The organism is Streptomyces sp. NPDC056486, from assembly GCF_042795295.1.
Lineage (GTDB): Bacteria > Actinomycetota > Actinomycetes > Streptomycetales > Streptomycetaceae > Streptomyces.
This window is the reverse complement of sequence record NZ_JBHTSF010000236.1, coordinates 1-10947: the sequence shown is the minus strand read 5'-3', so window position 1 is coordinate 10947 and position 10947 is coordinate 1. Positions and strand designations below refer to the sequence as shown.

General features: G+C 72.6%; 8 protein-coding genes and 3 pseudogenes. 5 read left to right on the top strand and 6 right to left on the bottom strand.

From position 1 onward, the window contains the following. The 4 genes and pseudogenes from ACFQ7F_RS43190 to ACFQ7F_RS43175 form a co-directional block, all read right to left on the bottom strand. A pseudogene (locus ACFQ7F_RS43190) lies at positions 1–2516 on the bottom strand (hypothetical protein); the annotation flags it as partial. 68 nt (positions 2517–2584) lie between these two features. Continuing rightward, positions 2585–3478, bottom strand: a complete 894-nt coding sequence (locus ACFQ7F_RS43185; protein WP_383284267.1) for a hypothetical protein — start codon at positions 3476–3478, stop codon at positions 2585–2587. 55 nt (positions 3479–3533) lie between these two features. Continuing rightward, positions 3534–5060, bottom strand: coding sequence for a hypothetical protein (locus tag ACFQ7F_RS43180; RefSeq protein WP_383284264.1), 1527 nt, complete (start codon positions 5058–5060; stop codon positions 3534–3536). 81 nt (positions 5061–5141) lie between these two features. After that, positions 5142–5846, bottom strand: a complete 705-nt coding sequence (locus tag ACFQ7F_RS43175) for a GntR family transcriptional regulator (RefSeq protein WP_383284280.1) — start codon at positions 5844–5846, stop codon at positions 5142–5144. A 183-nt stretch (positions 5847–6029) separates the two neighbouring features. Here ACFQ7F_RS43175 and ACFQ7F_RS43170 point away from each other — a divergent pair, with 183 nt between their 5' ends. From ACFQ7F_RS43170 to ACFQ7F_RS43150, 5 genes are all read left to right on the top strand, one after another. Continuing rightward, the gene (locus ACFQ7F_RS43170) at positions 6030–7331 is read left to right on the top strand and encodes an MFS transporter (protein ID WP_383284261.1); all 1302 of its coding nucleotides are present in this window, start codon (positions 6030–6032) and stop codon (positions 7329–7331) included. Continuing rightward, positions 7328–8119, top strand: coding sequence for a putative hydro-lyase (locus tag ACFQ7F_RS43165; RefSeq protein ID WP_383284258.1), 792 nt, complete (start codon positions 7328–7330; stop codon positions 8117–8119). The genes ACFQ7F_RS43170 and ACFQ7F_RS43165 overlap by 4 nt, the downstream gene beginning before the upstream one ends. Before the next feature lie 83 nt (positions 8120–8202). Then, a complete protein-coding gene (locus tag ACFQ7F_RS43160; RefSeq protein WP_383284274.1) occupies positions 8203–8955 on the top strand; it encodes a LamB/YcsF family protein in 753 nt (250 codons plus the stop codon). Beyond that, positions 8952–9587, top strand: a complete 636-nt coding sequence (locus tag ACFQ7F_RS43155) for an allophanate hydrolase subunit 1 (protein WP_383284255.1) — start codon at positions 8952–8954, stop codon at positions 9585–9587. Before ACFQ7F_RS43160 ends, ACFQ7F_RS43155 begins: the two co-directional genes overlap by 4 nt. Further along, a complete protein-coding gene (locus tag ACFQ7F_RS43150) occupies positions 9584–10453 on the top strand; it encodes a biotin-dependent carboxyltransferase family protein (RefSeq protein WP_383284253.1) in 870 nt (289 codons plus the stop codon). The genes ACFQ7F_RS43155 and ACFQ7F_RS43150 overlap by 4 nt, the downstream gene beginning before the upstream one ends. 106 nt (positions 10454–10559) lie before the next feature. Here ACFQ7F_RS43150 and ACFQ7F_RS43145 read toward each other — a convergent pair. Both ACFQ7F_RS43145 and ACFQ7F_RS43140 read right to left on the bottom strand, forming a co-directional pair. Further along, positions 10560–10875, bottom strand: a pseudogene (locus ACFQ7F_RS43145) (glycosyltransferase family 1 protein); the annotation flags it as partial. Beyond that, positions 10806–10947 (bottom strand): annotated as a pseudogene (locus tag ACFQ7F_RS43140) (glycosyltransferase family 1 protein); the annotation flags it as partial. The pseudogenes ACFQ7F_RS43145 and ACFQ7F_RS43140, both read right to left, overlap by 70 nt.

Below are 10947 nucleotides of genomic sequence, written 5' to 3'. Positions count from 1 at the left end.
CGCGCGCGGAGCGCCTGGCGCTCCTCGTCGGCGGCGTGCTCGTCGTGCATGGCGGGGTTCGGCGGTACGAGGAAGACGCTCTCGTCGGCGCTGCCACCCGCGTCCTCGGCCGGCGTCGGCGCGAGGAGGGCGGCCGCGGTGCCGACGGCGACCGCGGAGCGGGGCAGCAGGGCGGCGCCCGCGAGCGCCTCGCGGGCGCGGGCGTGCGTGGCGGGGTCGGTGATGACGACGCCGTCGACCAGTTCGGGCCGGGCGGCGAGCACGCGCGCGTGGTCCGTGGGGTCGACGGCCTGTGCGAGATAGCGCCAGCCGGGCAGCGCGGGGATGCCGTGCTCGCCGAGGAACTCGACGGTGGCCAGGACGTCGGGCCCCGGCGGAAGGAGTCCGCCGTCACCGAGGGCGCCCAGGATCCGGGAGTCGTCGGCGGCGGCGGTCCGCAGGTCGAAGAGCTGCCGCTCGGCGGAGGCGACCCCGTCTTCGAGGAGGGTGCGGAGGTCGTCGGCGCCGCGGTCCAGCTCCTGCGGGGAGAGGGGGCCTTCGGTCAGCGAGCGGGTCGCGGTGACGGCGCGGGCGACCGCGGTGACGGCGCTGCCGTCGGCGGCGGGCTCGCTGTTGTCGCCCCTCTCCGCCGTCCCCTGGCGAGGCTGCGGCACCCCGCCCAGGGAGCTCGCGCCCGGAAGACCGAGCAGTTCGGCGAGGCGCTCGTCCCCGGCGATCGACTCGGCGGCTCGGCGTTCCGCGTCGTACGCGTGCTCGGCGGCGTCCGCCGCGTCCGACGCGCGGGCCGCGGTGAGTTCGGCGCGGGCCTCGGCGGCGGCTGCTTCCTTGGCGTGTTCGGCGTCCCGCAGTGAGGCCTCGCGGGCGGTGTCCCAGGCGGCTGCCGCGGCCTTCTCGGCGTCGCTGGCGGCCAGCGCCGCGCGTGCCGGGTCTGCGTCCGGTGCGGTGTCGTCGAGCCAGCCCGAACGGACCGCCTCCGCGGTCTCCTGCTCGACCTCGGTGAGGCGCTGGCGCAGGTGTCCGGCCTCGCTGCGGGCGCGCTGCGCCTCCGTCGCGGCGACCGTGGCGTCGCGGTGGGCGGCCTCGCCGGTCTCCTGGAGCGCGGCCGAGCGCTCCTCCTCCTCGTTCGCGAGCGACTCGGCGCCTTCGGCCGCGGTGTGCAGGACCCGGACGAGATCGGCGGCCGCCTTGGAACGCGCGGCGAGCGCGGGCGCCGCGTCCCGCTCGGCCTCCAGGATCGCGGAGGCCACGCGCGCGGAACGGTCGGCGGCCGCGCGGTGGCGCAGGACGGCTTCGGCCGCCTGCCAGGAGGAGTGCAGCTGGCGCGCGTCGGCGAGCTCGCGGCGCTGCGCGGCGGCGGCCTTCTCGGCGACGGTGAGCGCCAAAGAGGCGTGCCGGAAGGCGAGTTCGGCGGAGATCAGGGCGGACCTGCCGCGTGCCTCCTCCGCCGTGGTCACGGTCTGCGCGGCGGCGGTGACCCGCTCGGCGAGCTCGCCTGTCCGGCCCCGCTCGGTGACGCCCCGCGCGGAGAGCCGGCGGGCGAGCGTCCGGGTGCGCCGCTCGGCGCCCGCATGCACGTCACGCGCACGCGCACGCGTGTCGGCGGCGTCGACGATCCGGCCGAGCAGATCGACGGAACCCGCGGTGAAGTCCCGCTCGGCGATGAGTTCGGAGCGGCGGCCCAGCTTGTTGCCGAAACCGTGGACGAGGTCGGCGAGGCCGTCCGTGTCGCGCGTGTCCGTGACGGCGCGCAGCAGCAGATCGGTGAAGTCGGAGTCCTTCTTGACCGCAAAGAGGCCTGCGGCCTCACCCTCGTCGGCGTTCATCTCCCGCTGGTAGCGGAAGAGTTCGGGGTCGAGCCCGAGGTCGCCGAGGTGTTCGTTCCAACGGTCGTGGCCCTCCTCCCAGTGCACTTCGATGTCGGGATACGCCTTGCCCGCCTCGGTCAGCGCGTCCCGGAAGCCCTTCATGGTGCGCCGCCGCCCCTGCGCGCCCGACGCGCCCTCCACGGACGGCCGTACGGCGGTGGACTCGGCGACCGGCAGCGAGTCCAGGCTCATGCCGGGCGCGGGCCTGAAGGAGTACCAGGCCTCGGCGAACTTCCGCGGGTCGTTGGAGACCTGCCGCCCACGCCACTCGGCGACCTTGCCGACCACGACGCACTCGCCGGTCAGCGTGTGCTGCCATTCCAGGGCGACGTGCCCGCAGTCGTCGGCGAGCAGGAACTTGCGAAGCACTCCGGAGCTCGCGCCGCCGAGGGTGTTGCGGTGGCCGGGCAGCATCACCGAGAAGATCAGCTTGAGCAGGACGGACTTGCCGCCGCCGTTCTCCAGGAAGAGCACGCCCGCGGGCGCCGGGCGGCGCGGCGGCCCTGTCGGCTCATCCTCGAAGAACTCCGCCTGAGTGGGCGCGGGATCGGGCACCTCCGCGCCGACGCCGCGCAGGTCAAGCACGGTGTCGGCGTAGCGCGCACCGGCGGGGCCGATGGAGTAGAGGCGGACCCGGGACAGCTCGTACATGGCGGCGGACTCTCGTCGTAAGTCGTGCGGAACAGCAGGAAGGGTTCAAGCGGGGCGGGGCGAGAGAATCAGGAGTGGAAGGGCAGGCCCGCGTCGGCGGCCAGCTCCAGATCGTCGCTCTCTTCGGGGGGCAACAGGGTCGCGGACCCGTCCGTGACGGGCACGATGCCGAGCTCAAGGAGCTCGGCCATGGCGGCGCCGCCCGCCATGTCGCGCACTTGCAGCTGATAGCGGGCGGTGGTGCGGTACGTGCCCCCGGAGTCGTCGCCCGTGCGCTGCAGGAACCCGGAGTCGGTGAGGAACGCGACGGCCTTGCCGATGATCCCGGTGGTCGATCCGGCGAGGCGGCGGGCGTCCTTGGTGGCGCCCGTCGAGCTGCGCCGTGCCCAGATCCGCCAGGCGGCCTCGAGGCCGGGGGCGTCGGTCTGCGGGTCGGAGTTCTCGCCCTTCTCCTCGGCGCTCTCCTCCAGGCGTCGGCAGGCCTGCCGCACGAAGGCGTCGACTCCATTGACCGTGATCCGCCCGATGTAGCCGTCGTCGGCGAGGTCCTCGGGGCGCGGGAACGCCAGGGCGGCGACGGCGAGATGAGCGAGGCCGTGCAGGAAGCGGTCGGTGGAGTCGGCGGCGGTCCGGCGTGCGTAGTCGCCCATGCGGACGGCGAACACGGAGTCCTCGGCGGCCGTCACGGCCATCCCCGCGCGCGGGGACACCTCAAGGACGACGAGCCCGAGCCCGGCGGCGACGGCGTCGGCGAGCCGCGCGAAGGGCGAATCCTCGCGGTACCGGCGCAGCAGCTCGGCGTACTCCTGGTCGCGGGCGGGCTGGAGCTTGGGCTGGAGCCCGAAGGCGACGAGACGCGCGGCGTCGGCGGCGTCGGCCGGAGTGATGGCGGCGGTCGCGACGGGCGCCGCCGCTGCCTCCGGCTCGCCCCACGCGGTGTGCTCTGCGGGGTGCTCGGTCACGGCTTGTGCTCCTTGCGGCGGTCGTACTGGTCGTACTGGAGAAGGTCGGGGGTGCTCATGCGCTCTCCGTCCGGCCGGCTGCCATGCCTGCGGCATCGAGCAGCGCCGTGCCCACGATGAGGTCGGCGCCGCCGAATTCCTGGTCGTCGAGTTCGGTGCCGTCGTCCACGGCGAACAGGAGCTTCTCCTCGCCCTGGCGGTAGGCGGTGCCGACCGGCGGGCTCGCCGCGTGGACGGCGAGGAGAGCGACCAGATACGGCAGTTCGGTGTCGCGGAGCCGGGCGTCGGCAAGCAGGCCGGAGAGGCGCCGGGGCGCGTCGTGCGGCAGGGCGAGCAGCTCCATGGCACTGGCGAGCTGATCGTCGCTGAAGCGGCTGTCGTCGGGTGTGGCGATGAGGTCGGGCTCGGGCATCTCCATGCCCAGGTGCTCCCGCTCCTGCGGCGGCGTGAGCAGAATGTCGACGAGGTCCCCGACGCGGACGGACACGGGCGTGCGCAGGCCCGTCCCGCGCGCGAAGAACGCGTTCGTCACACGGCTCGCCTCCTCGACCGGGAGCGGCAGGAGCGGGGCGACGAGCTGGCCGTACAGATCGAGCCCGGTGCGCGAGGTGGGTGTCGCGAAGGCCTGGCGATCCTGCTCGGCACGGAACAGCGGCCCCGCGTCGAGGAGCCGGGACTGCAGCTGCGTATGGCGGCGGATGCAGTCCTTGACGATGTCGACGAGCTCGGCGGCGCGGCGCTTCTGCTCGGGGTCCTCGGACTCGTCGCGTGCCTTGCGGATGTTCGTCAGGATCGCGTTCTCGTGGCGATAGCGGTCGGCCACGTGGTCGAGCGCTTCCGCGATCATGTCGGGGACGGCCTGGAGCCAGTCCACCGCGCGGACGTTGCGCCGGGTCGCGTCCAGGGCTCTGCGGAGCGTCTCCGAATACTGCACCGTCCGATATCGCGCCTGTTCCGCGGCGAGCTGGGCGTCGGCGAGGCGGCCGCGGCTGATCAGCACCTCGAGCTTCACCTCGGCGGCGATCTGGGCGCTCGTGACGTCGGTGTCGAGGGCGCCCACGAGGACGTTGACCGCCTCGTCCGTCGTACGGAGATAGACACTCCCCCCGTACCCGGGCACCTCTTCGATGAGCTTGAAGTCGTAGTCCCTGCGGACATAGGTGCCATCGGGCGCGAAAGTGCCGTACACGGCGCGGAAGCCGCGGTCGACGCTGCCGACGTTGATGAGGTTCTCCAGGACCCAGCGGGCCACGCGTTCGTGCTCGGCCACGGGACGCCGGGGGGCCTGGGCTCCGACGCGCGGCAGCAGCCTGGCCACTATCTGCTCATGGTCGGCGCCGGTGTCGAAGTCCATGTTCAGTGTGACGAGGTCGATGGCGGAGAGCGCCACCTCCGCCATCGCGTACACCGAATACTCGCCCGCGAGGTTGGCCTTGCGCACGTCGAGGTCGTGCAGCGGCGCCGTGCAGGCGAGCGCGCGGAGCCGCCGCGCCAGGCCCTCGTCGGCGGCCGGGCCCATAGCGGGCCTCGGCCCCGCGCTGAGCTGGGGCGGAACGGTGTCCGTAACGGCAGGCGAAGTCACGGTGCACAGACTAGATCCTCGGTCTGACAACGGTCGAAACGGCGCAGATCTGACAGCGCCCTGCCGCATCCCGTCCGGGGCTCAGCAGCCCGCGCGCTCGCCCTGCGCCACGCGCTGGCCATAGGCCTCCACGAGGCCTTTTCGCGAGTCGTCCAGGTAGACCGCGAGCAGCCGTTCGGCCTCCGCGGAGTCATCCTCCTGGAGGGTCTGCAGGATCTGCCGATTGCGTGCGAGATACGGCTCGTGCAGCCGACGCGGATCGTCCACCACATGGAAGGCCAGGCGCAGTTCGGCGAAGACGCTGCGCATCACCTCGTCGGTGCGGGCACTTCCGGCGAGGGCGACCAGTTCCCGGTGGAAGTGGATGTTGGCCGTGGAGACGCCCTTCCACTTCCGCTCGCGCGCCGCTTTCGTGCCGTCCGCGACGGCGCTCACGAGCCCGTCGAGCGCGTAGGGCGGATCTCCGAGGCCGCGGACGACCGCGCATTCCACGAGGCGCCGCGTGCGGTAAATGTCCTCCACATCCTCAATCGTGAGAACTCGGACAAATACCCCGCGATTGAGTTGATGGACCAGCAGCCGTTCATGCGTGAGGAGACGGAAGGCCTCACGCAGCGTGTTGCGCGAGACGCCGAGCGCGCCACCGATGCTGTCCTCCGACAGTCGCGCCCCCGGCGGGAAATACCCCTCCGCGATACGGCTGCGGAGGATGTCCGAGACCCGCTCCGCGGTGCTGGTGCGCCCCAGGAGCGCACGGTCGCCGGCCAGTCCGCTCGCGTCAGCCATTCCCTCAGCCATGCCCGGATTCAATCGCAGATACAAGAACGAGACAACATGGGTATTGAGGGATCGTTCAACGATCCTCTACCTTGTCGAGCACGGCGCGATCCCCGCCCGTACCTCACGCCCTGCCCGTCCCCCACGACCTGCCCGCTCCGCACCCTCCGTCCCCCTTTCTGCGAGGTGCCCATGAGCACACCCCCTCCGCCCCAGGCCGTTTCGACCGACCCACGCCCCGTGGACGGCCGACCAGTCGACGACAACGGCGCGTTCGGCTGGCTGCGCGCCCTCGGCCCGCGCGGCCGCCGCGCCTTCGGTGGCGCTTTCGGCGGATATGCCCTCGACTCCTACGACTACTTCACGCTGCCGCTGAGCATGGTCGCGATCGCCGCGTACTACGGCCTCGACAGCGGCCAGACCGGCTTGCTCACCACGGTCACGCTGGTCGTCTCCGCGATAGGCGGCGCGATCGCCGGGGTGGTGGCGGACCGGATCGGCCGGGTCAAGGCGCTGATGATCACGGTCGTCACGTACGCCGTCTTCACCGTCGCCTGCGGCTTCGCGCCCAACTACGAGACGCTGCTGGTCTTCCGCGCCCTCCAGGGACTCGGTTTCGGCGGCGAGTGGGCGGTCGGCGCGATCCTGGTCGCCGAGTACGCCACCGCCAAGAACCGCGGCCGCACCCTCGGCGCGATCCAGAGCGCCTGGGCGGTCGGCTGGGCACTCGCGGTGATCGTCTACACCGTGGTGTTCCAGTTCCTGGACGAGGACATCGCCTGGCGCGTGATGTTCTGGACCGGCGCGCTGCCCGCCCTCCTCGTCGTCTACATCCGACGCAATGTGCACGACGCCCCTGAGGCGGCCGAGGAGCGGAAGAAGAGCGCGGACAAGGGATCGTTCACAGCGATCTTCAAGCCCGGTCTCCTGCGCATCACGCTCTTCGCGGTCCTGCTGTCCACCGGTGTACAGGGCGGCTACTACACGCTCGCCACCTGGGTGCCCACGTACCTGAAGACCGAGCGCGGCCTGACGGTGGTCGGCACGGGCGGGTACCTCACGTTCCTGATCTCCGGGGCCTTCATCGGCTATCTCGCCGGCGGCTATCTCACCGACATCCTCGGCCGCAAACGGAACATCACGCTCTTCGCGTTCCTCTCCGCGGCCAGCATCCTGGCGTACACGAACATCCCGGACGGGGCCAACGGCCTTCTCCTTGTGCTCGGTTTCCCGCTCGGCTTCTGTATGTCGGCCATTTTCAGCGGCTTCGGCTCGTTCCTCAGCGAGCTCTATCCGGCGGCCGTGCGCGGCACCGGGCAGGGCTTCACGTACAACACCGGCCGCGCCGTGGGCGCCATCTTCCCCACGATGGTCGGCTTCCTGGCCGACAGCTGGGGCGTGGGCGGTGCGCTGATCTTCGGTGCGATCGGCTACGCGCTCGCCGTGCTCGCCCTGCTCGGGCTGCCCGAGACGCGCGGGAAGGAGCTGGTGTGAGCCCCACGACCACGGCGTTGCAGAGCCCTCGGGAGGCCCGCGCGCTCTTCCGCTCGGGCACGAGCGGGCCGACCGCGGGCTGGGCGGCCGGTCACACGCAGGCCAATCTGATCGCCGTGCCCGCCGACTGGGCGTACGACATGCTGCTGTTCTGCCAGCGCAACCCGAAGTCCTGCCCGGTGCTCGACGTCACGGACGCGGGCTCCTGGACCACGCCCCTGGCACCCGGCGCCGATCTGCGGACGGATCTGCCGCGCTACCGGGTGTGGCAGGACGGCGAGTTGGTCGACGAGCCCACGGACGTGGCCGAGCGGTGGCGGGACGATCTGGTGTCGTTCCTCATCGGCTGCAGCTTCACCTTCGAGCGGGCGCTGACCGAGTCCGGTGTGCCGATGCGCCATGTCGATCAGGGTCGCAACGTCTCCATGTACGTGACCGCGCGCCCCTGCCGTCCTGCGGGCCGGCTGCACGGCCCCATGGTGGTGTCGATGCGCCACGTGCCGCCCGAGCACCTCTCGGCGGCGATCAGGGAGACCTCCCTGCTGCCCGCGGTGCACGGCGGTCCGGTGCACTGCGGCGACCCCGCCGGCCTCGGCATCGACGATCTGAGCCGCCCCGACTTCGGTGACCCGGTGGCCGCCGAGCCCGATGACATCCCGGTGTTCTGGGCCTGCGGAGTGACGCCGCAGGCCGCGGTGATGGCTTCGCGGCCGCCGTTCGCGATAACGCACGCGCCGGGCCAGATGTTCATCACCGACGCCCGTGACGAGCAGTACAGGGTTGCCTGAGCAGGTCGCCGTACGGAAACAGGAGAACCACCCGCATGACCGATGCCGTGACCGACACCGTGATCGATGCCGAGACCGATGCCATGATCGACCTCAACGCCGACCTCGGTGAGGGCTTCGGCCGCTGGCGCCTGACCGACGACGAGGAACTGCTCTCCGTCGTCACCAGCGCCAATGTGGCCTGCGGCTTCCACGCGGGTGACGCGGTCACCATGCGCCGCGTGTGCGAGCAGGCCGCCGCGCGCGGAGTACGGATCGGCGCCCAGGTCTCCTACCGCGACCTGGCGGGCTTCGGGCGCCGCTCCATGGACGTACCGGCCGATGAGCTGGCGGCCGAAGTGGCGTACCAGATCGGCGCCCTGGAGGTCTTCGCGCGGGCGTCCGGCACGCGCGTGTCGTATGTGAAGCCGCACGGCGCGCTCTACAACCGCGTCGTCCACGACGAGGACCAGGCGCGCGCCGTCGTCGAAGGGGTCCTGCTCGCGGACGGCACACTGCCCGTCCTCGGTCTTCCCGGATCGCGCTTCCTGGAAGTGGCCGACAAAGCCGGACTTCCCGTCGTCACCGAAGCGTTCGCGGACCGCGCGTACACCCCGCGGGGGACGCTCGTGCCACGCGGCAGCGACGGCGCCGTCATCACGGAGGCGGACGCCGTCGTCGAGCGCTCCGTGGGCATGGCCCGCTTCGGGACCGTCACCGCCCGGGACGGGCAGCGGATCGACGTCCGCGCGCGCTCGTTGTGCCTGCACGGGGACACACCGGGCGCGGTGGCCCTCGCCCGACAGGTCCGGGCACGTCTCGAAGCGGCGGGCGTCCGGGTGGAGGCCTTCGCGTGAGGGTGCTTCCGGTCGGTGATCAGGCGCTGCTCGTCGAACTCACCGACGGCGACGAGGCGCAGGCGCTCCACGCCGAGCTGCTGCGCCGCAGGGCCGCGGGTCTGATCCGCGTACGGGAGATCGTGCCCGCGGCCCGCACGGTGCTCCTGGACGGCCTTGACGACCCCGGCCGCGTCGGCGCGGATCTCGCCGCCCTGGAGATCCCGCCGCTTTCGGCGCGCACGGAGGACGTACGGGAGATACCGGTGCGCTACGACGGGCCCGACCTGGCGGATGTGGCGGCGCATTGGGGTGTGCCGGTGACCGAGGTGGCGCGGATCCACTCGGCGGCCGAGTTCCGGGTCGCCTTCTGCGGGTTCGCGCCCGGCTTCGGCTATCTCACCGGTCTTCCGGAGCGCTACGAAGTGCCTCGCCGAGCCACACCGCGCACGAGCGTCCCGGCCGGCAGCGTCGCCCTTGCCGGGCCGTACACGGGGATGTATCCGCGCTCATCGCCCGGCGGCTGGCAGCTGATCGGCACGACCGATGCCGTGCTGTGGGACCACGCGCGCGTGCCTGCCGCGCTGCTCACCCCCGGCGTCCGGGTGCGCTTCGTACCCAAGGCGGACGTACCCCTGTCGGAGGCACGATGACCGACCGGGCCTTCGCCGTCGTACGGGCCGGTGCGCTGACCACCGTGCAGGATCAGGGCCGCCCCGGGCACGCGCACCTCGGGGTGCCGCGCTCCGGAGCCCTCGATCCGGCCGCGGCCCGTCTCGCCAACCGCCTCGTCGGCAACCCGCCCGAGGCGGCCGTCCTGGAGACCACCCTGTCCGGCTGCTCCGTGCGGCCGCGTTGCGCGGTGACGGTGGCGGTCGTGGGTGCGCCCTGCCCGATCACCGTCGACGGCCGCCCGGTGGCATGGGGCGCGCCCGTGCGGGTGCCGGCCGGTGCGCTGCTCGACGTCAAAGCGGCTGTCTCCGGAGTGCGGTGCTACGTCGCGTTCGGCGGCGGTGTCGCCGTCGACCCGGTCCTCGCGAGCCGCTCCACGGACCTGCTCTCCGGGCTCGGCCCTCCGCCGCTCGCGGACGGAACCGTCATCCCCCTGGGAAGGGCCGGCGCCGCCCACGCGCGCGTGGACACCGCCCCGCATCCGGCGCCACCACGGGAACTGATTCTGCGGGTGACGTCCGGACCGCGCGCCGACTGGTTCACCGCGTCGGCCCTGCGCACGCTGACCACACGCGCGTACCGGGTGTCATCGGCGAGCAACCGCATCGGCCTGCGCACCGAAGGGCCCTCCCTGGAGAGGGCGTTCGCCGATGAACTCCCCAGCGAGGGCATGGTCATCGGCGCCGTCCAGGTGCCGCCGGACGGCCGTCCCGTGGTCTTCCTCGCCGACCACCCGACGACCGGGGGCTACCCGGTGATCGCGGTGGTCAGGGAGGCGGATCTGGCCGGGGCAGCGCAGGCGGTGCCGGGTACGCCGGTGCGTTTCGTCCCGGTGGGACGGCGTTGAGGTCTTCCTCTCCCCCGGTCTTTCACGCCGCGTCCGGCTGCTCGGCCGCGGCGAGCGCGGCGAGGGCCGCCTTCACCGCGCGGGTGGCGCTCAGGTCGAGCCGGGACCTGCGGTGCCGGGCCCACGCGCCGGTCCAGCGCAGGGTCGTACGGTCGGAGACCTCGATGCGGTCGGGGGCGAGGCGTTCGAGGAGCCGGACCACCTTTCGGCGGTCCGTGAGGACGCGATAGCCGCCCGGTCCGCTCGCCGGGCACGATCAGCACGGGCTCGCGCCCGGCCTCGCGGTAGCCGCGGCCCAACTCCCGCAGTGCGGTGCGCAGTCCGCCCGACGAGGGGGCGACGAGGTTGGTGCGCGCAGGGCGGCCGACGACGGGGCGAGGGTGCGGTCGGCCGCGGCGTGGACGGCACGGATGCGCCGCCAGGCGACGGACTCCCCCATCCCCATGTACGTGCGCGCGTAGCCGCCCAGGTCCGTCTGGTAGACGGACCTGGGC